General features: G+C 48.5%; 23 protein-coding genes and 2 pseudogenes. All 25 read right to left on the bottom strand.

What is annotated here, in order from left to right; genetic code table 11:
* A partial coding sequence (locus HMPREF1508_RS06320) for a hypothetical protein (RefSeq protein ID WP_044960464.1) occupies nucleotides 1-852 on the bottom strand: 852 nt, incomplete at its 3' end.
* 144 nt (nucleotides 853-996) lie between these two features.
* On the bottom strand, nucleotides 997-1710 hold the full coding sequence (locus HMPREF1508_RS06315) for a tRNA threonylcarbamoyladenosine dehydratase (protein ID WP_044960462.1): 714 nt from the start codon (nucleotides 1708-1710) through the stop codon (nucleotides 997-999).
* 92 nt (nucleotides 1711-1802) lie between these two features.
* Nucleotides 1803-3830 (bottom strand): bifunctional homocysteine S-methyltransferase/methylenetetrahydrofolate reductase, encoded by a 2028-nt coding sequence (locus tag HMPREF1508_RS06310; protein WP_044960459.1) that lies wholly within the window; start codon nucleotides 3828-3830, stop codon nucleotides 1803-1805.
* Between the two features lie 132 nt (nucleotides 3831-3962).
* Nucleotides 3963-6488, bottom strand: a complete 2526-nt coding sequence (locus HMPREF1508_RS06305) for a homocysteine S-methyltransferase family protein (RefSeq protein ID WP_084640269.1) — start codon at nucleotides 6486-6488, stop codon at nucleotides 3963-3965.
* On the bottom strand, nucleotides 6478-7152 hold the full coding sequence (locus tag HMPREF1508_RS06300; RefSeq protein ID WP_044960457.1) for a vitamin B12 dependent-methionine synthase activation domain-containing protein: 675 nt from the start codon (nucleotides 7150-7152) through the stop codon (nucleotides 6478-6480). Before HMPREF1508_RS06300 ends, HMPREF1508_RS06305 begins: the two co-directional genes overlap by 11 nt.
* Nucleotides 7153-7419: 267 nt before the next feature.
* On the bottom strand, nucleotides 7420-9363 hold the full coding sequence (locus tag HMPREF1508_RS06295) for a glycerophosphodiester phosphodiesterase family protein (RefSeq protein ID WP_044960455.1): 1944 nt from the start codon (nucleotides 9361-9363) through the stop codon (nucleotides 7420-7422).
* Between the two features lie 283 nt (nucleotides 9364-9646).
* Nucleotides 9647-10684, bottom strand: a complete 1038-nt coding sequence (locus HMPREF1508_RS06290; RefSeq protein WP_044960453.1) for a hypothetical protein — start codon at nucleotides 10682-10684, stop codon at nucleotides 9647-9649.
* A gap of 73 nt (nucleotides 10685-10757) precedes the next feature.
* Nucleotides 10758-11537, bottom strand: coding sequence for a ZIP family metal transporter (locus HMPREF1508_RS06285; protein ID WP_006907029.1), 780 nt, complete (start codon nucleotides 11535-11537; stop codon nucleotides 10758-10760).
* A 178-nt stretch (nucleotides 11538-11715) separates the two neighbouring features.
* Nucleotides 11716-12144, bottom strand: a complete 429-nt coding sequence (locus HMPREF1508_RS06280; RefSeq protein WP_156784538.1) for a cytidine deaminase — start codon at nucleotides 12142-12144, stop codon at nucleotides 11716-11718.
* A gap of 143 nt (nucleotides 12145-12287) precedes the next feature.
* A complete protein-coding gene (locus tag HMPREF1508_RS06275; protein WP_044960450.1) occupies nucleotides 12288-12929 on the bottom strand; it encodes a methylated-DNA--[protein]-cysteine S-methyltransferase in 642 nt (213 codons plus the stop codon).
* Nucleotides 12930-12987: 58 nt separating this feature from the next.
* A complete protein-coding gene (locus HMPREF1508_RS09695) occupies nucleotides 12988-13668 on the bottom strand; it encodes a MerR family transcriptional regulator (RefSeq protein WP_049906917.1) in 681 nt (226 codons plus the stop codon).
* A complete protein-coding gene (locus tag HMPREF1508_RS06265) occupies nucleotides 13665-14879 on the bottom strand; it encodes a MutS-related protein (RefSeq protein WP_198015593.1) in 1215 nt (404 codons plus the stop codon). The genes HMPREF1508_RS09695 and HMPREF1508_RS06265 overlap by 4 nt, the downstream gene beginning before the upstream one ends.
* Before the next feature lie 486 nt (nucleotides 14880-15365).
* Nucleotides 15366-16001, bottom strand: coding sequence for an L-2-amino-thiazoline-4-carboxylic acid hydrolase (locus HMPREF1508_RS06260; protein WP_044960445.1), 636 nt, complete (start codon nucleotides 15999-16001; stop codon nucleotides 15366-15368).
* A 184-nt stretch (nucleotides 16002-16185) separates the two neighbouring features.
* Nucleotides 16186-16419 (bottom strand): annotated as a pseudogene (locus tag HMPREF1508_RS10805) (carboxymuconolactone decarboxylase family protein); the annotation flags it as partial.
* On the bottom strand, nucleotides 16353-16508 hold the full coding sequence (locus tag HMPREF1508_RS10385; protein WP_198015592.1) for a hypothetical protein: 156 nt from the start codon (nucleotides 16506-16508) through the stop codon (nucleotides 16353-16355). The pseudogene HMPREF1508_RS10805 and the gene HMPREF1508_RS10385, both read right to left, overlap by 67 nt.
* Before the next feature lie 265 nt (nucleotides 16509-16773).
* Nucleotides 16774-17421, bottom strand: coding sequence for a DUF4230 domain-containing protein (locus HMPREF1508_RS06250; RefSeq protein ID WP_044960444.1), 648 nt, complete (start codon nucleotides 17419-17421; stop codon nucleotides 16774-16776).
* A 209-nt stretch (nucleotides 17422-17630) separates the two neighbouring features.
* Nucleotides 17631-18266 (bottom strand): helix-turn-helix domain-containing protein, encoded by a 636-nt coding sequence (locus HMPREF1508_RS06245; RefSeq protein ID WP_084640270.1) that lies wholly within the window; start codon nucleotides 18264-18266, stop codon nucleotides 17631-17633.
* 141 nt (nucleotides 18267-18407) lie between these two features.
* Nucleotides 18408-19172, bottom strand: coding sequence for an L-2-amino-thiazoline-4-carboxylic acid hydrolase (locus HMPREF1508_RS06240; RefSeq protein ID WP_084640266.1), 765 nt, complete (start codon nucleotides 19170-19172; stop codon nucleotides 18408-18410).
* 224 nt (nucleotides 19173-19396) lie between these two features.
* Nucleotides 19397-19711 carry a YbjQ family protein gene (locus HMPREF1508_RS06235; protein WP_006907010.1) on the bottom strand — a complete coding sequence of 105 codons (315 nt, stop codon included), beginning with the start codon at nucleotides 19709-19711 and terminating at the stop codon, nucleotides 19397-19399.
* Between the two features lie 252 nt (nucleotides 19712-19963).
* Nucleotides 19964-20992 carry a YdcF family protein gene (locus tag HMPREF1508_RS06230; RefSeq protein ID WP_044960438.1) on the bottom strand — a complete coding sequence of 343 codons (1029 nt, stop codon included), beginning with the start codon at nucleotides 20990-20992 and terminating at the stop codon, nucleotides 19964-19966.
* Between the two features lie 316 nt (nucleotides 20993-21308).
* On the bottom strand, nucleotides 21309-22187 hold the full coding sequence (locus HMPREF1508_RS06225; RefSeq protein ID WP_044960435.1) for an MBL fold metallo-hydrolase: 879 nt from the start codon (nucleotides 22185-22187) through the stop codon (nucleotides 21309-21311).
* A gap of 360 nt (nucleotides 22188-22547) precedes the next feature.
* Nucleotides 22548-23408 (bottom strand): GIY-YIG nuclease family protein, encoded by an 861-nt coding sequence (locus HMPREF1508_RS06220; protein ID WP_044960432.1) that lies wholly within the window; start codon nucleotides 23406-23408, stop codon nucleotides 22548-22550.
* A gap of 66 nt (nucleotides 23409-23474) precedes the next feature.
* A complete protein-coding gene (locus HMPREF1508_RS06215; protein ID WP_044960431.1) occupies nucleotides 23475-23810 on the bottom strand; it encodes a hypothetical protein in 336 nt (111 codons plus the stop codon).
* 13 nt (nucleotides 23811-23823) lie between these two features.
* A pseudogene (locus HMPREF1508_RS06210) lies at nucleotides 23824-23925 on the bottom strand (helix-turn-helix domain-containing protein); the annotation flags it as partial.
* Between the two features lie 214 nt (nucleotides 23926-24139).
* On the bottom strand, nucleotides 24140-25043 hold a 904-nt coding region (locus HMPREF1508_RS06205; protein ID WP_044960429.1), incomplete at its 5' end, for an O-acetylhomoserine aminocarboxypropyltransferase/cysteine synthase family protein.

Raw genomic sequence — 25043 nt, 5'->3', positions numbered from 1 at the left:
CGTAAAGGCAACCTTGCTTCCCTCAGCGACCTCATAGACCTGATTGTGCTCTGTCTCGTCGCCAACCAGGATATCGCCCGGCAGCTTCACATCTGCATGGAATACCTGCTCTGTAGACTCTGCGTACCTTACGGACAGGGCGATCTGACTTGGATTATGCACGCTCTTACCTGCCTCGGTCTGCTTGCCGTTCCAGATCAGGTTAAAGTTAATCTGCTTGCCGCTGACCTTGTTGGTCGCCGTCGCCGTCAGATTTCCTGAGATGCTGCCTGTGACCTCGTAGTCCGTGTTGGCCTGTGCGTTCCCATTGAACTTCGCGGTCTTAAAGGTCACCTTGAGCTCGTCGTCCACCTTGTTGACAGCAGCCTTGAGCTTGGCAAAGGTATCGATCTGATCGTCATTGACCAGACGGAAGGTCACGGTAGCGGAGTGGTCGTCTCCCGTAACGCTTTCGATCTTAAAGGAACCGTTGGCTCCGTCTAAAACGGCATCCTTAGACGCGAAGGTCAGCTCATTGGGAAGCGTGATCTTGGCCGTAAAGCCCGTCTTGAGGTTGGACAGGGCGATTTTGTCCGCATCCGTGTGATAATTAGCTTCAATCTGAGCCATCTGATCCTTGATGGTCTTGGCATTGATCACACCGACGAAGTCCATGTTGTCCGTCTTCTGAACCGTGATCGTATTGTTCCCGGTGTCGCTGCCCAGCTTCAGATCAGCGTCAATATCGACCGCCTGCGTCACATTCTCGGCTGCCTCTACAGTCCTTACCCCAGGCAAAAGCAATCCTCCGACCATGGCCAGAGCCATAACCCAGGCAAATGACCTTGCCAGAATATTCTTGTGTCTTTTCATTTCGTCTCCTTTCCTAAATCAATTGCTCTCCAATTGCGTCTCTAATTCAAAATATTTCACAATAATTTCAAGCAATGATCGCATGCACGACACATACATTATAAGCGTATCAGAAAAATTTGTCACCCAAAATCAGATCTTTCCTCAATCTCTAAAATCAGCCCTTTCATCAACACGATCGCCCATCAAATCTTTCACCAGCTCTGCCGCCAGAATCATTCCGGCGACAGAGGGGGCGAATACCGTTGATCCGGGAACAGATGCACAGGTTTTTATAGGCTTCTCATCGGAGCAGACGACCTTGAGCCTGTCAATCCCCCTCCTTCTGCACTCCCTGCGCATAACCCTGGCCAGGGGATCCATGCTGGTCTCCGCAATATCTTTCACCCGAAAACATCCGGGATCTGTCCTGTTGCCCGCCCCCATCGATGAGATCACCGGGACCCCGCACCGCCTCGCCTGCGCGATGATCTCTAATTTGGCGGTCACTGTATCCACTGCGTCCACGACATAATCATAGGCGGAAAAATCAAACTGCCACGCCGTCTTTGGAAGATAAAAGCACTTGAAGGTCTCTACCTCAGCCCTGGGGTTGATGTCTAAGATCCTGTCACGCATGACGTCTACCTTGTATTTGCCCAAAGAGGAGTGAGTCGCGATGATCTGCCGATTGAGATTGGACAGGCTGACCCGGTCGCTGTCAACAAGAGCAAGCCGGGACACTCCGGATCTGACCAGCCCCTCGACTACATATCCGCCGACCCCGCCGATTCCAAAGACAGCGACTCTGGACGCAGCTATCTTCTTCATCTTCTCCTCTCCAAAGAGAAGTCTGGTTCTGGAAAACTCTTCCGACATGTAAGTCACCTCTGCCTCCTATGGCCCGCTGAGCTATCTTTTTTCTCCGCGACCTTCTTGTCCTCTGCTTGCGCGTTTCCTGTATTCTGTCCCTATCGTCCCGGAAGGCGCTCCATAATCCGTCGGATCAGATAATCCCGCATAAAAGGCGTCACCAGATAGTAGCCGTCCACCGCGTCCTCCATCGTTTTCGCCAATTCCAGCGAGGAGTCCACCGCGATCTCTTCACAGTCTGCGCGGTCCTTTCCCACATATCGCTCAATCAGCGCGTCCGGCACATCGATCCCTGAAATCTCTGACTGCATGAAGCGCCCGTTTCTCTCACTGATGACGGGAATGATTCCCCCGAGAAGTCTAATCCTTGAATTCTCTGCTCGCAGAGTCTCCGAGGCCCTGCAGATATTTGCGATTGCCTCTGTGGTCAGCGCCGGCTGGGTCAGAAAACCGACCGCTCCGGCCTGCACCTTCTCCCGGGCCCTGTCCAGTTCAATTTCAAAATTTTTGGCATTGACATTGAGCGCTCCGAAAATATGCATGGGACTTGGAAAGGTCCCCTCCTCTTGTCCGAGGGCCTTCATATAGGCCATCAGCTTACGGGAGTTGAATTGATAGACGACCTTGACCTCATCGCGCCGGGCGCTCGGAATGGGATCCCCGGTAATCACCAGAACATTGCGGATTCCCTGCGCGTAGTTTCCCAGGAGCAGACTTTTCGTCGCGTTGAGGTTGCGATCCCTGCAGGTCATATGTGGCAGAGCGTCCAGACCGACTTGCCGGCGAATGATTCCCGCCACGATGGAGGAGTCCATGCGGGCCTTGGCAATCGGATTATCCGCAATGGTAATAATGTCTGCCCCGGCCTCCTTCAGATTCTCTGCCGCCTCCATGAACCTCGTGATGTCACAGCCCCTGGGAGAATCCAGTTCCACCGCGACGACCTTCCTGCCGGACATGAGCTTTTGGTAGAAGGCATCCTGATCTTTTGATACAGACAAGTCCCTGTCGCTTAAACCACTGTCACTTGAACCCTTGTCACTTGAATCCTTGTCACTTGAATTCCCGTCACCTCCTGTAACAGCATATAAGTGCTGATCTCTTCTCTTGCCATGATCCTGCCCGAGGGCAGGATCCGGCCCCTTGAAAACAGGTCCTTGTCCCCCTTGACGTCTGACCGGATTCTCTCTCAGGCGATCCGCCAGAAGCCTGATATGATCGGGAGTTGTTCCACAGCAGCCGCCCACCATAGCGACTCCCTGGCCGGCATCTCTTGCCAGAATTCTGGCAAAGTAATCGGCATTGCCCTCGAAAACCGTCCGGTATCCGCGGACAACCGGATAACCGGCATTGGGCATCAGAAGCAGAGGTTTCCCCGGATCCGGGATCTGTCGAATCAAATGATCCATATGCCAGACCGAGGACATGCAGTTGAGACCGACCGCATCGACCGCACTCTCCCCTGCAGCCGCCGCAAGCATATCTCTGTAATTGCAGCCCTCGCTGCTGAATCCGTCGGGCATCACGGCAAAGGAGCTGATCGCGTAGGCCCCGGGACATTGGTCTTTTAAATAGCGGATCGCCTCTAAAACGGTTTTCTCCTCGGGCAGGGTCTCAAAGAGGAAATACCTTGCCCCCGTCTCCAGGAAGGAGTCAATCGCCATCTGATAAGCCAGAATTCGCTCTTTTTCCTCTTCGCCAGGCGCCGGACCCAGATCCGCAAAGATAAAGTAGTCCTCTTCGCCCGAAGCTTCTGCAGATCTCTCCTGTCCGGCTCTCTTTGCAAATTCTCCGGTCGTCTCGGGGCGGTTTTTTACATCCTTGCTCAGGTGATTCAAAAGCGCTTCCTCAGCAAGAGAAAAGCCGGCTGTAATCAGCTTTTTCGTTTCCCCGGCGTCTTTCATTAAAATCCCGGGATAGGCTCCGAAGGTATTGGTTTTGATGGCATGGGCACCTGCTGACAGATATTTGCGATGAATCGCCTTGACCCGGTCCGGTCTGGATACGTTGACGTACTCCGGGAAAAAGCTCTCCTCCTTCTCCGGACGAAACTGTTTTGTGTAATAGGTTCCAAAGGCCCCATCAAAAAGGAGGGTGTGTTCCTTAAGATACTCTCTGATTTGCATGGGCGCACTCCTGTCTTCCTTCACTTGCTGTGTCTTCCTCGATCATTCCCCGGCCTTCTCTTGCTGTGTCTTCCCCGATCATCTCCCGGCCTTCTCTTGCTGTGTCTTCCCCGATCATTCCCCGGCCTTCTCTTAAGCCTCGCCCAGCACTCTCTGGGCAATTTCTACGGACTCCCTGGCATCATCCGCATAGAAATCCGCCCCGATCTCCCTGGCGTATTCGCGGGTCAGAACCGCCCCGCCGACCCAGACCTTGGTATGGGGGGAAGCCTCGCGCAGCCGATCAATGGTCTCCTGCATCGCGGGCAGCGTAGTCGTCATAAGGGCTGACAGACCGACCAGCCGGACGTCTTCTGCGACCACTGTATCAACCACCTTCCCGGCAGGGACATCCCGGCCCAAATCAAATACCTTGTAGCCATAGTTCTCCAGGATGACCTTGACGATGTTCTTGCCAATATCGTGAATATCTCCCTTGACTGTACAGACAACAATCTTCTTGTCCTCTTTGCCGGAGGCTCCCTGACCTCTGGCTGCAATGCGGTCCTTGATCATGTCGAAGGCAGCTGAGGCCGCATTGGCCGAATTAATCAGCTGAGGAAGAAAAATGGTCTGCTTTTCATACTGATCTCCTACCAGGTCAAGTGCCGAAATCAGGTAACGGTTGATGACCTCCACCTCGGTCAGGCCCTGCTCTAACAGTCCCTCGGCAAGTTTTCTGGTCTCCTGCTTCAGACCCTTTAAGATCGCCTGATCAATGGCTGTCTTAAAAGAATCCTCTTCTTTTTTGCCGGACAATCCGACGGAAGACTTCCCCTGATCTGATATTCCCCTCTCCCCGTTCGAAGCGTCCCCGGCGACGGCTCTTTCTGCCGACTCAGCCTGAGGCCTGCTGTCTGAAACAGACGTCTTAATCTCTTTGCGTCCGGCGAAACGGTCAATATAATGCATGCAGGAAATATCCTCCCCGGACAGGGCCTTGAAAGAAGCCACTGCATCCATCAGGGACAGGATGTTTGGATTGATGATGGGAAAATCCAGACCGCAGTACATGGCCTGAATGAGAAAATTCTCTGTGACATGTTCTCTGGCAGGCAGGCCAAATGAGATATTGCTGACGCCCAGCGCCGTGTGCAGCCCCAGTTCCCTGCTGATTCTCTCAACCGCCTCCAGGGTTTCTCTCGCCTGTTCCTGCTGAGCAGACACTGTCAGTGTTAAGGCGTCAATGATAATGTCATCCGCCTCCATGCCCGCTTTTAGACATTTTTCCTTAATGTAGGCCGCCTTTTCAAAACGCTCCCGGGCCGTCTGCGGAATTCCCCCCTCGTCTAAAGCCAGACCGATCACCGCCGCACCGTACTTCCTGGCAACAGGAAGGATAGCCTCCAATTTAGCATCATCTGCATTGACTGAATTGATAATTGCCTTACCGGCATAAATGCGCAGAGCAGCTTCAATCACCTCCGGATCCGAAGAATCAATCTGCAGGGGAACAGACACCACCCCCTGCAGAGCCCGCACGACCTCCAGCATCAGCGGCTTCTCCTCAGCGCCGGGCAGTCCTACATTGACATCCAGCAGATCTGCCCCGGCCTCCTCCTCGTCCAGAGCCATCTTGCAGATATACTCCATATCGTGCTCACGCAGGGCCTGTTGAAAGCGCTTCTTCCCCGTGGGGTTAATGCGCTCTCCAATGACTCTGACCCCGCCGAACTCACAGACATTTGTCGTGGAACAGATTCCCTTTCTGACTTTTGACCGGTCTGCCCCGGCAGATGCCTGACTTAGATCCTGCCATCCACTGATATATCCGGCCTCTCTCAGGCGACTGACCAGACAGCGAATGTAGTCGGGATCTGTACCGCAGCATCCCCCAAGAACGCTTACTCCAAGTTCGGTATAAGCCTGCATCTGTTTTCCGAAATCTTCCGCTGTCAGGTCATAGACCCCTGTTCTCGGATCCGGCAGGCCGGCATTGGGTTTTGCAATGACAGGAAGATGGGTCCACTCCCTCAGTTCTTCAACCAGCGGAAGAATCTCCGTAGGCCCCAAAGAGCAGTTGATCCCGATGGCATCAACGCCAAGACCGGTCAGAGTCAGAGCCATGGAAGCAATGGTTGTCCCTGTGAAGGTTCGTCCGGACCGCTCGAAAGTCATTGTCGTCCAGACAGGCAGAGGAGTGTTCTCTTTTGCTGCCAGAACCAGAGCCTTGATATCTAACAGATCTGTGAAGGTCTCTGCGACAATCAGATCGGCTCCCGCCTCATAGCCGGCGACAACTGCCTCTCTGTAAATTTCATAAGCCTCCTCAAAAGAGAGCGTGCCCAAGGGTTCTAAGAGTTCTCCAACCGGGCCGAGATCCAAAGCAACTCTGACCGTCTCTTTTGCCGCCTTTTGGACCGCCCTTTTGGCCGTCCGGATCGCCGAGAAGACGGCTTTCCTTGTATCTATCGAACAGCCCTGCAGCTTTCTGGCATTCGCCCCGAAGGTATTGGCATAGATGACATTGGATCCCGCCTCAATATACTGGCGATGAATCTGTTCAACGATCTCGGGATGCTGATGACCAAAGACCTCCGGATGCTGACCGGCCGGCATACCGGCCGCCTGCAGCATGGTCCCCATCCCTCCGTCCAATACAATGATCTTATTGTCCACAGGTCACTCCATTCATTCGAAAGCGACAGGAACCATTCAGGTTACAGGCCGCGCATGATTTCTTTTTCTTCTCTCTCGGTTGCCTGGACACACCGATCATCGCCGTTACCGATTTGCGGGGGATCATAATCCCGGAAGCACTGACTGTAAGGCCGATCCGTCGGCTCTCCATCAGAGCCGCGAACTGAGAATTGATGCCGATGGGCAGGTCTCCGTATCCGGGTGAGAAGCGAAATGTCAGATACTTCCCCCTCTTCTGATATTGAGCTCGAAGTTCTGCGTCTAACGAGTCACAGACTGCCTCTATCAGGGTAGAAGCGCAGGAATCCATGATGAGGGCATCCGCCATATCTCTGATCTGCGTCTTTCGGAGCAGACTGTCGATCCCGCTTCCCAGCGTAGCCGCCAGGCAGATAATCTCTTCACAGCCGTCCAGATGACGCCTGATATCCTCGCCGGTCAGAAATGCAAGTTCGGGAGGGTAATCATCCCTGTCTTTCCTTGAAAAGATCTTCATCAGGCAACGGGGATCAGCTGCCCGGTTGACCTGATCCATGCAGTAATCCACCTGGTCTGTCAGCTCTGCCGGAAGCTCCTGTCCCCGGTACTCCAGATAGCGCAGAACTTCGGATCGATCCTGCGGTCCCAATGTTACCTGCTCCATGTGATCACCCGCCTTTGATCTCAACTGATCTGTTTATGGTCAAGCCGTCCCGACATTGTCTGCCGCAAGGGATCCGGCAGACAGATACAAGCGGCGCGCGGCTATTATTCTATCAGAGAAAACAGGGCAAAAAAAGTGCGGGCAAAGCCTAGAACCAGCTCCAGTCTTTGCCTCACACTCCGATACATTTTCTGCTTTCATCCAGGGTCCGTTTTCGCCCTGCTCGGCCCATAAAATCCTCTGTCTTCTCTTGTCTGCCCCGGCTTGCTATCTTGCCTGCAGGATCCCTCCCAGCTTAATGGGCTGAGAGATATTGACCCCGAAGAGCGGATCTCTGGACAAATAATCAATGACTCTCTCTGTATCAGAACGGGCCTCAAGCCCCTTCTCGACATCCTTACACATAGAGACCTGATCTGTAATCACCGCATCTGCATCAGAATCCATAAAGCGGTAGGCCGATTCCGGCGAATTTACCGTCCAGACCAGCACCTTCTTCCCCGCATTGTGGACGGTATTGATCGCGGACTCTGTGGCCGCCTCCTCTTCCATAATCATATCATCACAGTCCAGAGCAGCCCTATCCCCAAAAGAAAAATAATAAATATAGCCGGTCTCGATCTTGGGGTATTTGTGATAGACATGAGCTACCAGGCTGTATTTGAGCGAGGTGATCACACACTGATCCGTCATTCCCCTTTCCTGAACCATGCGGCTGACATCATCCGCCATCTTCAGATCCGCTGTCGGCCCCTTTAATTCCAGATAAAGTTTCCCCTTGCCCCTGGCGTGATCCAGAAGTTCCTCCAGTGATGGAGGATGCTGGCCGGATGGTTTGCCTGTCGGATCTGCAATCCGCAACTGCTGAATTTCCTCCCAGGTCATATCGGAGACCAAGCGGTTGACCCCGCATGTCCTGGCGAAAGTATTATCGTGGTTGATCACATAGACCCCGTCTTTTGACCTCTGGATATCGGTTTCAAACCCATACGCAGACTGGTTGAGGGCGCTGTCAAAGCCCAGAAGGGAATTCTCCGGCGCTGCGTATCCGCCAAGCCTGTGCGCCACAATCTTCGTGTCTGTTCTGGCCGGGAAGAGCTCATCGAAAAAGAGAGTCCCCAGGAAAGAAAGAAAGAGCATAGAAGCTATCAGACAGCAACTCCATACGCGAAGTGGCAGGAAGGAGCGTTTTGGAAGCTCTTTCTCAAAGAAAATCTCCTCTTTCGCGTCAAAGTTCATAAAAATCCGGGTGATCTCCAGGGCTTCCATGGCCGGGAAAGACAAGACGAAAAAGATGAGCAAAAGCACGCCTCCCCCATATGTAAAAATGAAGATAAAACGATTAAGATAGCGCGGTAAACCAGTAATCGAGGTCACCAGTGTCCCAAGCAGGGCAATCAAAAAAGAGAGAAGCAAAAGCAAGGCCACCAGCTGCAGAGTGAAGATCAGCAGACGACTGGCAATCGGCCTCCATTTCTTCCGAATCATTCGATGTGACAGGATTGTTGCCTCATGGGCTGTCTTTCCATCCACTAGAATATAGGGAAAGGCCAGCGTATTTCTCACCCCAAAGAAGACTAAAAAAGCCATGATCGCTACGTAGATACACATATAGCGGGGGCTTGTCCGAATGGCATCCACCACAAAGCTTGGAATATAGTAGTGCTTGGTCAGCGTCAGATTGAATCCGACACCTAAAAAGGGGGCCCCCAGAGCGACGTAGAGACAGAGCAAAATTCCATGTTTATTGACAAATTTGGGGATTGACGCGAAAGTCTCCCTTATAAGAGAAGGCATCTGCACCTTCTCCTTGCGCAGAAGTCTGACGGACAGAAGAAAGGTTCCATTGATATCTACAGACATGGCAAAGAAAAATGCCAGGAAGGTGATCAGCATAATCAGCCAGCCCTGCCAGGTACGAAAAAGAAAGCGGTAATCTCCGCTGGTGACCGCGACACGGCCGGTTGAATAGATCAGGAGCATTCCCAGCTTCTTCAGACCAAATACAACTACCTGCAGGAGAACAAAGGCAATCAGCTTGTACTCCAGGAGCTGAGGGACAACTCTGAGATAGGAGGAAAAATGCTGTTTCTTCTTCTTGACTTTCTTCCCGACGATTGAGGAGAGTTCTCCCCCCTGGCTCTCACCCTCTTTGACCGTTTCCCTCCTGTCCTTATCCTGCTTATTTTTTCTGTTGATTCCCTGCAACATGTCATTTCCCCAATGGATTTGATACTTTCATTCTTGCCACGCTGTCAGTTAGTATAACGCAAGAAAAAGCCTTGAAGTTTAAGCGAAGGCTTTCTTTATCTTAACATTATCTGAAAACAACAACCGCCGACAGGAGCAGCCATGATCTTTGATGGACGGAACAAACGGCCAGCCACTTTTCACTGCCCGTATTGCGAAAAAGTCATAGTCAACTCCAATCCCCATATGCCCGCTCTTGCTCAGAACAGCTGGCGACGCCGACAGTGACTGTCATCTGCATTCTTCATTCCCAGATCGTATGCTGACAGTACACCGTATATCTGTAAGGGCTTCCGTCCGCCTGAAAGCTGCCTTTGATCGTATATCTTGGAAAGAGCACATAGTCATGATTCTGCATGGATACGTCAACAGTTCCCTCACTCACACGGCTCTTGGTATCCGCCGACTCCACATGAAAGAAGTCCGCCAGTGACTTCTCCTGATAATCTGTCTGCCTCAACCCCGCAATCTTTCTTCCCTGAATCGAGACCTCCTCCCATCCGTCATTTTCCGGTCGGACGGTGTAGGAGGTCAGCAGACAATCCTCAAGAGGAGATTCATCAGACAGGGGCGGTGTCAGGTTGACAACCCCGTAACTCTTACCGTCCCGCAGGACTTCCATTGCCTGTCCATAATAGAAATGATCCTTTCGCTCATTTCGAATGATATCCCCGGCTCCTCTTTGTATCTTGCTATGCGTATCCATGAGTGTCCACCCATCGTTAAGCAGGTCAGCCCCCCTGGAAAGTCCTGCCGTATAGTCTTTGTCCTGCAACTGAAAATGCACCGGCTTCGCAGGAAGGCCGATTATGGACATGGTCAGGGTCAGAGTAAAGGAAGCTAGAAACCCCATGCCCCAGACAGCCTTGGAAGAAGCATAAACATGGTCAGAGTTATTACGCCCCAGCAAAAGCAGCATTAGGCGAAAGACGGACTTCATCACCTGAATGACAATAGCAATAATGAAGGATGCCTGCAGGGCAAAAAGAATGGATTCATACAGATGATTTCCCTGCAGGAGACGAAAGCCGACGACAAGAACCATTCCCAGAGGGAAAGCGAGAATATAGTAGGTCGCCTCCTTAACAGCACAATCGTCGAGCAGATCTTCCGAGTACTCGATTTCCCGCCCCTTGATGGCGTGTCCGATTTGATAAAACCATCGGGGCAAGTCTCCGCCCCGTCTGGCTGTGCCAAGTAGCTTAAAATAGAGATAAATGGTGAAAAACGCGCCTGCGAGCGTGATAAGAACAAAGACCAGCGCTGTAACTGTAAATTTCATTTCTCCCTCCTCAGACAGAAATACAGGTAAACTTCATATTCCTGATCGATACATCATAATCCATCTCTTCGGATCATCCAAAACTAATATCAAGAATCATCATGAGTACAAAACCAAGGGAGAAGAAAACCGTTCCCAGATTGGAGTGTTCTCCCTCGGACATCTCCGGAATCAGTTCCTCGACAACGACATAGATCATGGCCCCCGCGGCGAAACTGAGCAGATAGGGCATCACCGGAACCACATAACCGGCCGCGACAAGAGTAATCAGCCCCGCAATGGGCTCGACGATACCGGAGAGAGTCCCATAAATGAAGGTCTTTATCTTCCCCATTCCCTCTGCCCGAAGGGGCATGGCGACAATGGCTCCCTCCGGGAAGTTCTGGATGGCAATGCCAAGGGCCAAGGCGAAAGCGGCTGCCGCCGTAATCTGATTGTCTCCGTAGAGCCAGCCGGCATAGACCACACCGACCGCCATCCCCTCCGGGATATTGTGCAGGGTCACCGCCAGGATCAACTTGGTTGTGCGCTTTAAGCCGGTTCTTGGTCCTTCCTCCACCTGATCCATATGCATATGCGGTGTGATATAATCCAGCAAAAGCAGAAAGCCGACGCCAATCATGAAGCCGATCGCCGCCGGCAGAAAGGCTAGCTTTCCCAAATACTCCGCCTGCTCAATGGCAGGAGCCAGAAGACTCCAAAAACTGGCTGCCGTCATGACCCCGGCGGCAAAACCGGTCAGAATCTTCTGGAGCCGCACGGTCATGCTCCCTCTTAAGATGAAGACCATGGCCGCGCCGGCAGTTGTTCCAATAAAAGGGACGGAAAGTCCCTGTATGATTTCCTGATACATCTGTCAGTTGATCCTCTTTTCTTCCAATCAGGCAAGTGCCTGCATCTCATACAAAAACTGATCTCTTCTCATAGATACCTGTTGTTTCCTGCAAATACCTGTCACTTCGCATAGATGCCTGTCTTTTCATAAAAATACCTATCGCTTCATATAGATTCTTGACGTTTCCCGAAAACACCTATCGCTCTGCCGATTCGGATAAGGCGTCCGAAGAAAAACCATGGGGAAGAAGCTTCTTCAGGGAACAGACCTGATAGTCCCTCTCGTTCTTTGCGGCAATCACCTGCATATTCTCATCCGCAAACTCGCTTAAGACCTGCCTGCAGATCCCGCAGGGCCATATTGCATCATCCGCCTCTTCCTCTTTCCCCCCCGTGATCGCAATTGCCTGAAAATGTCTGGCTCCGTCAGCGACCGCGGCAAAGACAGCGGTTCTCTCGGCGCAATTGCTTGCGCCATAAGAGGCATTTTCAATATTGCAGCCCTGGTAGATCTTTCCGTCCGCGAGAAGGGCAGCTCCGACCCTGAACTTCGAGTAAGGAGCATAGGCCCTTTCTCTGGCCTTCATCGCCTCATGAATCAGATCTTCCACTTGATATTCCGTCACAAGCAGTCCTCTCCTCCACACTATCTACTCATATCCATCCGACTTTTCGCCTCTGCATCTCTGCGATCCGGACCGCCGGTCACTGCTCACAAAAACCCATTCTACGAACGCAAAGAAAAAGATAGAACCATTGTATCGCACTGTCAAGTCAGGTCTCTCTTCACCTGAATTCCATACTTCTTCAGATCGACCCGACCATCTTTTACACGCACTCCCTCTCTCTCCAGCAATTTAGCCTGCTGTCCTGCCCCGCCAAAGGCGAATTCTCCTGCCAACTCACCTTGGGCATTGACCACGCGAAAACAGGGAATACCCAGCGGATCTGGATTTTTGTGCAGGGCATTTCCGACCGCCCGTGCCATCCGAGGATTTCCCGCCATCTGCGCCACCTGTCCGTAAGTTGCCACATGGCCCGCGGGAATCTCCCTGACCGCCTGATAAATACGTTTTGCGGGAGAATCCGTCACAAGGTCATAGCTCTCCGCGATCATCCGCTTGATCTCTTGCTCCGGAATGCTCCCGTCCAGGAGGATGGTGTTCCAATGCTCTTTGTTCTGGTGCCAGCCCGGCAGAACTGACGCATAGGCATTCCTCCAGAAATCCCGCCAGCTCGGATCCACCTTGACGTTGATGTTGACAAGTCCATTTCTCTCGTAGACAGCCAGAAAGGTCTTCTTACTCGTCTTCACTCGGATCAGCTGCCAGTCCGCCCTGGGAAAAGGCTTATCCGCATAGGCTTCGTCAAAGGTCAGTCCGTATTGTATGGCCTCTTCTCTTGTTCTCATCTCAGATCTGCCTCAATCATCTCAGCACAAAAACCCCGTCAGAAAAACACACATTTTTTCAGGGCTTGCTGCCTTTTCCTCTTCGGACAATTTCAATTGAAATCCCCCAAAAGAAAATCATCAGAAGAACCCAAATCAAAATCGAGAGAAGTCCCGTCTGATTGTGTCTCCATCTCATCCACCACTCCGCAATCATAACCAGAGGGAAAACAGTCAAGAATAAGATAGAGATCATTCCGAACAGACGTCTCACCCATGTATATCTCATGAAATATACCGAAATTGGAAGACCCAGATATCCGTCAATATCTGTTTGCTCAACCGCACGATCGATAACTCCCATGATATCAGGATATTTTCTTCCCTCTGCCTCTTTTGTTTTGACATAATTCAGATAGTATTTTACATCAAATGATATATTTGCCTGATCATCAATCATTTTTTGACACAGACTAAGTGCTCCATCCAAGTGCTCTCGTTCCTCCTTGAGTGTATTTATCTGCTCTTTTAATACACCTTGCAAATTGGCATTTTTCTGAAGGAGATTTCTAATCTGTTCAAGTGAAAGATCCATTTTCCGATACAGTACTATCGTATCCAGGCACTTGATATCTTCTTGTGTATAAGATCGATAGCTGTTAGTGCTTATTCTTGCAGGTGCGATCAGTTCCTTCCTCTCATAAAAACGGATGGTGCTGATATCCAATCCCGTTTTTTCTGCCACTTCTCCTATTTTCATAAATCCCCCTCATGGCTCAGGATCTCTTTCGCGTCACTAAGGACTTCCTCAGGAAAATCAAACTGCTCCAGTAAGAGGATCGCATTGCTTTCTCCCCCAAGCCCCGCTTTTATCTTATAGTCAAATGTTATCGTTCCCTCATCATAAAAACAATCAAAATAATAGCACTTGTATGCATCGCGGACTCTCTCCGCCAGTTCATGATCGTGCGTCGCCACTATGATAAAACAAGTCTTATCTGAGAAAAAATGCAATAGGGCTTCTGATACGGCAAGTCTCTCTTTTTGGTTGGTCCCCTTCATGATTTCATCTACGACAAATAAAACCACTTTACCCGACTCTAATCTTTTTACCATTCGCCTCATGTATTTGACTTCACGAACATAATAGCTTTCCCCTGAGATGAGATCATCGCGAATCGCCATTGATGACATCACATCCATTTCGGGAATTTCAAATTTCGAAGCGGTGCAGAAATCAATTGTCTGCGCGAGAATCACATTGACTGCCAGGGCCTTCATCAGGGTTGATTTCCCGGACGCATTTGCCCCTGTAATGATTGTGTTTTTTGTCAATACAAGGTCGTTTCCAACCGCATCTCTGAGCAGCGGATGCAGCAGATCCTCACAGCAAATCTCCTCTTTTTTTGTAAAAGTCGGATGACAGCCACATTTCATTCCCTTTTGAAAGGAAGCGCAAGAGATGGCAGAATCCACCGTCCCCGCCAGATCAAATAAATGCAGAATCGCCTCTTCATTTCCTAAAATAGCCCGCGACAGCTTAATGTAGCTTACTAAATCGATCAGCGTGATCCCAAAGAGATAATCGAGCAGGAAATTATTTGGATCGTTGAGTTCAAAGGCTTTTCGCACCGAAAAACCGCCTACCGCCTTTTCCACCCTCCTCAGTTTTTTTAAGTCCTTTCTGATTTCTTCTGCACATGAAACGTCATCCAATGGCCAGTTTTTCTCAAGATACCGGCAAAATTTAACAATCACGCACACATCATACAGACTGTAAAATGTATATTCCTGCTTTTCCTTTTTTATGATATAAATGGTCAGGTTGCAGCTCACCATCAGGATCAGAAAAAAACTTGCCTGTGGAAGGCGAAAAAGAAACGTCCCCAAAATAGCGCAGATGAATAAAAGCTGCAGAAGTCGATAAAATACCAATTCGGCCCATCCCCGGTCGTCCAACATTTTTAACATCGATGGGAGGAAGTAGCTGCTCTGTCTTTTCCCGATTCCGCAGAATTTTCTCTCAAATACCAGCCTCCTTTTCTCATCCTTTGCAAAGGCGGAAACCAATTTTGAAAATAATTGCTGCCTTTCCCCTGTCCCGGGCTCATGCAATTGTCGGTAGAGCACCTGCTCTCCGACAAAACTTCGTGTGTTATTAATTCTGTAAAAGACCTCATCCATTTCAAGATCAGACCATGTGATCGCATCGATCCCGTCCTGTCCATACTCCTCTTGATACATACGGATCGATTTCATTCGATCCTCTATCATATAAGCTGTTGGCAGGTCCCTCGGATCACAGCCCCACTGTCTTCTGATCATGGATTCGATTCTCTTTTTTCGGCGTCCAAACATGCTGATACCTCCTCGATTCCCTTAAAACATAGACCATGAACCAGGTGGAGGGTCAAGTTTATTCTTCAAAAAGCATCAAATTCCATTCCTTCGGTATCCTCACTTTTCATCCGTGACCTTATCTCCGACAATCCAATAGTCACAGATGCCGTCACCATTTGAGATCGTGTGTTCCCGATGAAGCCTTCCATGCTGGAGCCGCAGCATGACCTCGTCTGTCGCGCAGAGAGCGGGCATCAGTTCACCAATTCCCTCCCTCTCACAGAATTCGCAGATCGGGCAGCGGGAAAAATAATAGTAACTGCCATCTCTGTGCAGTCCCTCATTGAAGTGTACGACCCAATTGACCGGATATTCTTTCCCCCTTTCCCGATACCATGTCTCATACTTCTTCATGCTCCTGTACCATTTTTTCGGTGACTTGTTCAGATCTATCATTCCGAATAAAGTTCGAAGAAGCGGACTTGTCAGCACATCTATCATCACATGAGCCATTTCATCAGGGCTGATCTTTTTGCCGCTTCCCAGCCATGCCGCCGCGAAAGCATAGGCAAAGTACGCGTTTGCCGCCATCGGGTTGCCGGGGCCCAGATCGTCCGCGCGGGAGAGAAGCCTCCTGTATTCCTCTTTGCCCTGGCGGATCGACCGGTCAGCCAGTTTTCGGTCAAAGCGCTTTGCAATACTCTTTTTTATCATCGGCGCAAACAGCGTCCAATAGATCCCTCGATATTTCATCGCCCGCCCTCATCTCTATACATGAACAGCAGCTATCTGAGCGTGGATACTATGACTCCGGTACAAAATGACCTCGTCTCCTCTATATTGACGATTATCCTCTATATTTATTTACGATTATGCACCAATTGAGGATATCATACTATGCGCTTTTCTGACGCCGGGGCATTATTTATTCCTCCGTCCATACTTCCTTTGCGAGATGAAATACAGCCCAGGCTTTCGGCCATCCTGCATAAAATGCAACATGTGTGACGATGGCTGCGATTTCCTTCTTCGTCACACCATGATTCTTTGCATTCTGAAGATGAAACCTCAGAGAAGAGTCCGTGATTCCCTGCGCCATCAGCGCTACGACTGTGATAATACTTCTTGTTTGTAAATCGATATCCTCGTTGTTCCAATTCTCTCCAAATAACTGTTCTTTTTTACTGTTGCCAGTGTTGTACCGCTTACGGCTTCTTTTGTGACTACCGCACCATCGCGTGCAGCAATATCATCCGCCATAGACTGATTAAGTGCGCAGGCCCCTTTTGTCACGGAAGAACCCAGAAAGAGGATTCTCTTCCCTCTCAAAGGGCTATCTTCCAATTGCTGTATATTCTCGCAATGATACTCGGCTATAGCCTTCTTCTCGATTATTTCTCCGAATCTGCTAAGTTTCCTCTCTCATCTTGTCAGGAACAAGAAGATGTAAAATAAACCTGCCACCACACCCACAGCAAGCAGTATTTTAAGCAGAATTCCCTTTATTTTATCCATATGATTCTCCTTATTTATATTCAAACTCAACCTTGTAATTTCTTGTCAACTCATTGCTCTTGATCATGTTGACAATCACCTTCTGCGTATTCTGATCCGCCTTCCCCAATACCCCTGACTGTAATGCCTGTTCCTCTCCCTTTTTGACAATGGCATCCTTTAGCTTTTGCTGTTCTTCAGCACTGATATTTGTAAACCAGCTCTCCTGATCCAGGTAGCTTACAAAGGAATCCTTTACTTCATATGATTTATAGAGCACTGCATGGGGCAAAGTTATGCTTATGATATTGTTCCCCTCTGCATCTTTTTTGCTTTTATACTCGACCTCCTCAAAATTCGTCCCTGCCAAGACCTCAACATCCAGACTGAATATCAGATAGCTTTTGGTAAAGGGGATTGATATGGAATCAAAGAGTTTTCTTTCCTTGGAACCATCCTCTAAAACTCTGCCATACCACTCTTGCGTCACAAGAAAGCCCACATCCTTAAAGCCGAAATCCAACACCGTTTCCCTGTGCATGAATTTCGTGGGAACCAAGGCCCCTATCCCGATGCATAAAGCCATGATACATAAAAAAAAGACAACCCTAACAGTCAGCGGTATTTTCTTGAGTATTCCGCCGATTCTTCTGGTCTTTCTCTTCTTCTGCTCTTCCATTGATTCTCCCTTGTAAGCATCTCTTGTAACGGACGATCCCATTATAACAGACAATCTCTATGAGGGGAGATGACCTTAGACCTTCCTTATCCTTTTTTTGATGGTGGTGAATTGCAATCCTACTCGTATTTGTGGGCGCCTGCCCCAAATGCTGATCCATTTTTTCCCCTGACGCGTCATAGGCAATTGCCAAAAGTTCACCCTTCATATTATTTTTTTAGGATAGAAATCAAATGTCCAACCCCTATGCCAAGAAGAGAAATAACCGCTCCGACAAGAAGCAGCGTCCAATCCGGCTCATTCACTTTTCCAGTCGCAATATTGTTCGCCAAGCTAAAACTCATATATGCCAGCAGCATGTACATGATGCCGAAGGCGATCGATGCAAACCATTTACACCTTCCCCATAAGTCCATTTCGCCAATGAGGAGAGAGAGAATAAAGGTCGTCAGCGGAATAATAATCCATATGACACCTAAGGCATAGACCATGGCTTTTCCCGTTTCATCCGGCGAAAACCAGAACCATAAGATCGCCAGGGTCCAGATAGTCAAATAAGATAAAACCACTATCAATGCTGATAAGCGACGTCTGCTTTTTACCTGATTTGTGCTCTCGTCAAGATAGTCCATATAACTGCTCATTGAGGATTCTCCTTTCAGTAGATAATCAAGGCTGACCTGATAAAGATCGCTCATCTTCAGTACGCTGACAATATCCGGGTACGACTTCTCGTTTTCCCAGTTGGATATGGTCTGTCTGCTGATGCCAAGGGCTTCTGCCGCCTGCTCCTGTGTGAGCTTTGCATCCACTCGCGACTTTCGAATTTTGCTCCCAATATCCATCTGCCTCACCCCCTCTTTTATATAAATCTTAAAGCAGTCATCCTCCGACATCTATCAAATTGCCTGGACATCTCTGAAAAACATGTCAAAAAGCTTTTACATTCAAATGATAATTGATTTCAGCACCAGTACTGTACATCTTTATTTATACCCCCTTCCCTGTGTGAATACGGGCGGCCAATATTCCATCGGCTTTTCGCCAAGCTTTATTCTGAAATCACAGAAATCGCCATCTTCAAAGCAGGTATGTTCGCGAAAGAGCGGCACACCGAGAACGCCGAACATGACATAATCCAGATTACAGAGATAGGGCATATATGCTTCATATCCGTACTGCTTTGCAAAATCAGCCAGCGGACAGACCAGGTTGTGATAGCTGAAATCAGATCCCTCTTCCGGCGGGATCTGTGTCTTTGTTTCAAAGCTGCCAGGGTTTTTCGCTGCATTGGCAGCATTTTTGGCGTCCTTTTTCCTAAATATCTTGTTCAAAAGCCTTGTGTTCCCGCATAACTTACCTATGCTTTTCCGGACGATCCACGGCATTTTCATAGTCATACGCTCATAGCTCATCACCATGAGATGTCCCGTTTCTTCCGGATCGACGCCGTATTTTTGAAGTACTTCACCCATGGCAACAAAGCAGTATGCACCCGTCAGATTACGTGTGCCGCTGACATGCTCTCCGCCGATATACGGGAACCTTTCCAGCAGTTTCGACTCATAATAGGTCCATATTTCGGCAAACAAATCACCATATTTTCTTCTGCTGGCTTCTTCCAGCTCAGGGCGGATCAGAAAAAGCAGCTTATTCATGTCTTTTTTCAGCTTATCCCTGTTTTCAGCATAATATGGATGCACGTTTTTCTCCCTCTCTCTTCTCACTTTCTCGCAAGTACCCTTATCCACGGCTTTGATCTGTGATGGTCACCGGCTTCCTCTGCCCTCTGTCTCCCACATCATATTCTCATTGCTATATTTTTTCTAACCTTTTACAGCAAAAGAGCTGACCTCACATTCTGTGCATACATCAAAACACGCAGACAGAGTATGGAGTCAGCCCTCATATTCATGGCAATCCTGTGCACGCGAGGCCCGGAGCCAGCCAGAGGCAAGGCTGGGAGGCGGCAGGCTCAGACTCTGAATTTTACAGCCGTACCGTAAACCATAATCTCTGCCGCGCTTTGCATAATCGAAGAAGAAGCATAGCGAACTCCGACGATTGCATCTGCCCCCAGCTTCTCTGCCTCCTCAATCATTCTGCTGTCAGCCTTGTCTCTCGCCTCTGCCATCATCTTGTTGTAGTTCTTGAGTTCTCCGCCAACCAGGGTCTTAAAACCGGCGCCGATATCCTTAAAAGCGTTGACGGTCTGGATGGTGGAACCCTTAACCATACCAAGCGTCATAAGTTCCTTGCCTTCAATAGCCTCTGTTGTCGTAAGCAGCATAGACACCTCCCTGCATGAGCAGGAATGTAAGAAAACGTCAGATATCACTCACATATCACAGCTGCAATCTAATCCAGATACCATACATGATCATTGATATCCTGATATCCGTTTCCGTATCATTCCACTATCCCCTTTGTTACAGGCTCATCATACCATTTCGACGAAATCCTGTCACCCTCAGCGTTTCCTTAAAGGGTCAGATACACAGCCGAAGTCAATGCTTCGGAACCTTACAGACAGGCAAACATCTCACCACAAAATCCCATGATAAGAAATCAGCAGTGCCACAAAAAGGACCGCATAAAAAGCGACAAACATCCATTTCATTTTCACGCATAGAGCAATAAATTCGCGAATAAATGCCGATGGAATATAATAGCCTGCCGTTGAACAGCCCAGGCCGTCTCCCCTGATTCCAATCTTCTTGGCATAAGTGCTCGTGCGAAACACGTGATAATCATTGGTCACAAATAAAAAGCGGGGCTGATCCACCAGCTTCTCTCCGATTTGCTTGGAAAACAGCAGGTTCTCATAGGTTGTTTTTGATTGATCCTCCAGTAAAACCGCCTCTTTCGGAATATCTGTTTCTTCCAGCAAATAATTCAAGATCGCCTGCGCCTCCGAAATCTTCTCATCCGGCCCCTGACCTCCGCTCGCAATCAGCTTCATATTGGGATTGTTAGACTTCTTATATGCCTCTACCGCCTTGTCGATCCTGCGTTTTAAGAGAGGCGTCACTCTTTCTCCGTCCAAGAGACCTGCGCCATGAATAATGATAAAGTCATAGTGCTTTCGCTTTGGAATCAGCAGATACAAAATGGAATAAAGCATAAAACCGGCAAATGCAAAGCCAAAGATCAAATAGGAATAAACAAAAAAGATAAAAAAAATGTTGATCCAGTGATTCTGATAAAAATACAGATTGCTCCCATATGCCCGAATCAGTATCACTCCAAAAAAGGCGAAGATCAGAATCCCCATAATAAGCGAAAGAAAATTCGCCTTAGATTTACCCTCACGCTTCAATAGGACAATCCCGTTATAAACGAGGAATATGCCGCTGAGAAAAATCAAAAAGGGAATTCCCAAAAAGCAGACCATCAGAGCCAGCATATAGGAATTGCTGTTCCCGGACAGATAGCTAAGCTGTATTACTGACACAAGAGCAAAAAGCAGGCTGATAATCAAGAGGGCAGGATTTAAAAGGCTGCGGCTGTCCCGCCATATCGACAGAAGCAGCAGCAGAAAAGCAACTCCGGTAGCGATGTATAAGATCATTTTTTCGTTTTCCTCCGCCTCTATGATAATACATGCTCTTAAGATGTTCTCATCTTTTTAGATCTTACAGCTTAAAAGAAGTCATTTCATACGTCAATTCGATTCTCCTTTTTCTGCGTTCAAGCATGCTGATTCCTCCTCTTTTCCCCTGAAGAATAGACCATGAACCAGGTACAGAGTCAAGCATATTCTTCACCGCATTTCATTCTTTATTGTATCTTTTAAAGCCTGCATTGAGTCCTCAATGCGGCTTCGCTTCCACAGAAGATGGAAATCTTCTTATCGAAGATGAGCACTGGGAAAAGATGGATATACGCTACCGCTTTGCCGCATAATCAATTTGTTTGATAAGCCTTATTCCGCGCGCATTTTGCTCCGTATCCCCTTCCTCTTCGTATCCGTCATAGGGCGCATTTGGGTCATGCATACGCTTCTTGAACGGGGCGCAAAGTTCTGTCCTGTGCCGGAAGGCAAATTCCAAATCGTCCGTCCAGCCCGTGTGGCCGGTGATAATCTTTATGGTTCCTGTCCTTCTTTTCAGCTTTCTTTCAAGCGCAGCCAGCGATTTGACCGCGAGCTGATTGCTCTCCGCCAGAGTACTGATGAAGCTGTAGCCCCCGTCCGCGCCAAACCAGATCGTATCGCCCGCAAACAGGTACTGATCATCAATCAGATAGACCATGTGCCCCCAGGTATGACCGGGAACCAGAATACATTCTATCTTGATTCCGTCAATCGTAATGACCTGCCCGTCCGTCAGCAGAACCCGCCTGTTATCCATTTTCACCATGGGAAGTTTATAAAAGCCGTAGAGTACTTTTCGTCTTACTCGGCCGGTCAGATAGCGGTTTTCTATCTCACTGAGATATACTGTTGCGTCTTTGAACAGAAGATTACTGTCCTCTTCCAGGGCGCCAACATGGTCCGTATCCTGATGGGTGATGAGAATATTTTGAATGGACGCAGGATCTATATCCAGCCATCCCATCTTTTCACCCAGCCGCTCGTAATTGTATCCGGCATCAATCATAATTGTCCTGCCATTCTTCGTATAGAAGAAAATATTCGCAACCCATTCCCTCACGCAGGCAACATGTTCATCGATCCAGCCCGTATTCAGCGGTTTAAAAATCTCCTTACCGCGAAACACACGGCTCATGAATTTCTTCTGTTTCTCCGAGTCCTTCCTTGCCATTTGTAAATCCCCCTTCACCCTTCTGCGTTGATTTACAATAACAACCTTTATTGATTCCTTATGTTGTTAGTATACTCTGACAGCGACTGATAAAACACTCTTGGCGCCATATTTCAGTTCCCCCTGTCCTATGATGGGGATTGTGTTACTTCCCAAAGATCTGCTTTACACGCAGAAAAATCCGTCCCCCAAAAAGGGACAGATCGCTATAAAAGGGCCATCCACAGAGAAAAAACAAGGAGGCGCAGGGAGGATATCAGCCATGTGCTTAAGCTACTGGATTCTCTGCACATGCAAGGCAAAAATTAATGACTACGACAAGATATATCTTGGGTCATGGCTCTTTCAATCGGTAAATTCTTAATTTATTTGACTGCTTTCAATGTCTTTCAGTGTTCGCCCATCTTTTGTCTTCCATGTCTGAGGACCGCTTACACTATATCCAAGTATAAAATCAGCTGCCGCAGATGGACTTGAGAACAAAATATCCACAGCAGTAACCAGGTTCTCTATTTTCCCTGATTCAAAGAACTTCTGACGCATTTTTTGTGCACCGGCACTTAATGACTTAGCTGAAGTTTTTTCGTTTACTCTGGCTCCTGCAAAGACAACAAAACCTTCTGTTGTCACTTTCCCATATGCACTTGCAGAACCGGTAGATAAAGATAATGTCTCATCATCCATTTTACTTTCTGGCGAATCCGCTTGAGAAAATGGCTCTAATACCTTATATCCCAGTGCATTTATCAAAACTTTAACATTGTCGATAAATTCCTCCATAACTGCAAGCTGAGATTCCTTCATTACTGTGTTTCGGTATGTGTTTTTTGTCAGTACAGTGTATCTATTGCTGCTTCTGGCAATCTCCACAAAGCGATTTTCAAGATATCTGATAAGCGCTTTATTCAGATCTCTTCCCACAAAAACAACTGCTGTATTCCAATAATACTTTTCTTTTTCAGACTGGTACTCACGTAAATGCTGCATTAGTCTTTCTTTTACATTCTCTGCCTCACCAATATAAACAGAATCAGAGCTATCATCTTCTTTGCAGAACAGGAAATATACTCCTGCCTGCGCTATATCCTCACGATTACAAGAAGCGACCTCAATACGTGGAATCTTAATGGCTTTACCACTCCAGTTTGATAATTCCGCTATGATGAGGCTGTCGACCGTTCCATTGACAAGGAACAATTCTATTGATTTTCCGTGTGCCATAAAATTCACACTTCCTTCTATATGCCGCATGCTCTTACACTGTGCCGTTGTGTCAGGCACAACTATTTATTTGTTATTCAGGATGACCTTATCTTCATCAAAGTCTGCCAGATACTTTTGAAACTCCGAGTCATCTCGTAGAAAATCGTACTCCGCGTTGGTTCTTAATTCAGCAATAAACATCGGAATAAATGATTTCCAAACATTCCTGACGGTTTCATGCGCAATTCGATAGAACACCGGGGAATCCGATATGGCCCACGGAGTGTTTACCGCCCTCATAATTTCTTTTATTGCGGCAAGGCTTTTTTGCTTGTCTTTCTCATAAAGTGCTATTTGCAGGCGGGGAACGGCGCTCCCATACTGCCACAGTCCAAATTGAGAAATCATCTTCTCAATCATTTCACTGATTTGATTTGTTGACGGCAGGTGTAGATACGCCCAGATAATTTGCAATCTGCTCCTGGGTCAGGCCAGCATCCTTCCTATATTTCCTGATTTGTTCGTTGATCTGCATACCATCGACCTCCTTGTGTCTCAATTATATAGCGGTAAAGACCGCATTTATATTGAGCGGTTATTAATTATGGGGTTATTTTCTTAACCACTGATTAAATCATTCTGTGCTGAGATAGAAAGAGCAAGACGCTGACAGTTTCATCCTTTCCCTCCGCAGAATCACACAAGATCGGTGATGGAATTTTCAACTAAAAAGCAGCAAAATGTTCCTCTTATTTTCCAAGAGCCTGGTCGACATCTGCAATGATATCGCGAATATCTTCAATCCCCACAGACATACGGATCAGATCCGGGGATACACCGGCTGCCATCAGTTCCTCATCATTCATCTGCCGATGTGTCGTAGATGCCGGGTGCAGGACACAGGTTCTCGTATCCGCCACATGGGTGACAATGGCGGCTAACGTAAGAGAATCCATGAACTGAACCGCTGCCTCTCTGCCGCCCGCAATACCGAATGAAATCACACCACAGGATCCCTTGGGCAGATATTTCTTAGCCAGGGCATACTGGCTGTCATTTTCCAGACCGGGGAAGGAAACCCAGGACACCTTAGGATGCTCTTTTAAATGCCGGGCAAGAGCCAGGGCATTTTCATAGTGTCTTTCCATTCGCAAGTGCAGGGTTTCCAGTCCGACACCGAGGTAGAAGGCATTTTGCGGAGAGGGAATGGATCCCAGATCGCGCATCAGGTTCGTTGTCATTTTGACAATATATGCCGCCTTTCCAAAGCTCTTGGTATATACGGTGCCATGGTATGTCTCATCGGGGCTTGTCAGCCCGGGAAATTTCTCACTGTACTTCGTCCAATCAAAATTGCCGGAATCCACAATGGCGCCGCCGACAGCATTCGCTGTGCCATTCATATACTTTGTCGTGGAGTGTGTGACAATATCTGCTCCCCATGTAAAGGGTCTGCAGAAGACCGGCGTAGGAAAGGTGTTGTCTACAATGAGCGGCACCCCATGCTTATGGGCAGCTTTTGCAAATTTCTCAATATCCAGGATTTGCAGAGAGGGATTCGAAATCACTTCTCCAAAGACCAGCTTGGTGTTGGGCTTAAACTTGGACTCCAACTCCTCTTCGGAAATATTAGGATCCACAAAAGTGGCCTCG

Source organism: Shuttleworthella sp. MSX8B (assembly GCF_000524295.1).
In the GTDB taxonomy this organism is placed as follows: Bacteria; Bacillota; Clostridia; order Lachnospirales; family Lachnospiraceae; genus Shuttleworthia; species Shuttleworthia satelles.
Note: the sequence above shows the minus strand (reverse complement) of the source record. Positions and strands in the feature narration are given on the sequence as shown.

Excerpts from the sequence above, each read along its gene's own strand:
- HMPREF1508_RS06315 (WP_044960462.1), bottom strand. The coding sequence starts at position 1,710 with ATGTCGGAAGAGTTTTCCAGAACCAGACTTCTCTTTGGAGAGGAGAAG.
- HMPREF1508_RS06310 (WP_044960459.1), bottom strand. The coding sequence starts at position 3,830 with ATGCAAATCAGAGAGTATCTTAAGGAACACACCCTCCTTTTTGATGGG.
- HMPREF1508_RS06300 (WP_044960457.1), bottom strand. The coding sequence starts at position 7,152 with ATGGAGCAGGTAACATTGGGACCGCAGGATCGATCCGAAGTTCTGCGC.
- HMPREF1508_RS06295 (WP_044960455.1), bottom strand. The coding sequence starts at position 9,363 with ATGTTGCAGGGAATCAACAGAAAAAATAAGCAGGATAAGGACAGGAGG.
- HMPREF1508_RS06290 (WP_044960453.1), bottom strand. The coding sequence starts at position 10,684 with ATGAAATTTACAGTTACAGCGCTGGTCTTTGTTCTTATCACGCTCGCA.
- HMPREF1508_RS06285 (WP_006907029.1), bottom strand. The coding sequence starts at position 11,537 with ATGTATCAGGAAATCATACAGGGACTTTCCGTCCCTTTTATTGGAACA.
- HMPREF1508_RS06275 (WP_044960450.1), bottom strand. The coding sequence starts at position 12,929 with ATGAGAACAAGAGAAGAGGCCATACAATACGGACTGACCTTTGACGAA.
- HMPREF1508_RS09695 (WP_049906917.1), bottom strand. The coding sequence starts at position 13,668 with ATGAAAATAGGAGAAGTGGCAGAAAAAACGGGATTGGATATCAGCACC.
- HMPREF1508_RS06265 (WP_198015593.1), bottom strand. The coding sequence starts at position 14,879 with ATGTTAAAAATGTTGGACGACCGGGGATGGGCCGAATTGGTATTTTAT.
- HMPREF1508_RS06260 (WP_044960445.1), bottom strand. The coding sequence starts at position 16,001 with ATGAAATATCGAGGGATCTATTGGACGCTGTTTGCGCCGATGATAAAA.
- HMPREF1508_RS10385 (WP_198015592.1), bottom strand. The coding sequence starts at position 16,508 with ATGGCGGATGATATTGCTGCACGCGATGGTGCGGTAGTCACAAAAGAA.
- HMPREF1508_RS06250 (WP_044960444.1), bottom strand. The coding sequence starts at position 17,421 with ATGGAAGAGCAGAAGAAGAGAAAGACCAGAAGAATCGGCGGAATACTC.
- HMPREF1508_RS06245 (WP_084640270.1), bottom strand. The coding sequence starts at position 18,266 with ATGGATATTGGGAGCAAAATTCGAAAGTCGCGAGTGGATGCAAAGCTC.
- HMPREF1508_RS06235 (WP_006907010.1), bottom strand. The coding sequence starts at position 19,711 with ATGCTGCTTACGACAACAGAGGCTATTGAAGGCAAGGAACTTATGACG.
- HMPREF1508_RS06230 (WP_044960438.1), bottom strand. The coding sequence starts at position 20,992 with ATGATCTTATACATCGCTACCGGAGTTGCTTTTCTGCTGCTGCTTCTG.
- HMPREF1508_RS06225 (WP_044960435.1), bottom strand. The coding sequence starts at position 22,187 with ATGGCAAGGAAGGACTCGGAGAAACAGAAGAAATTCATGAGCCGTGTG.
- HMPREF1508_RS06220 (WP_044960432.1), bottom strand. The coding sequence starts at position 23,408 with ATGGCACACGGAAAATCAATAGAATTGTTCCTTGTCAATGGAACGGTC.
- HMPREF1508_RS06215 (WP_044960431.1), bottom strand. The coding sequence starts at position 23,810 with ATGATTGAGAAGATGATTTCTCAATTTGGACTGTGGCAGTATGGGAGC.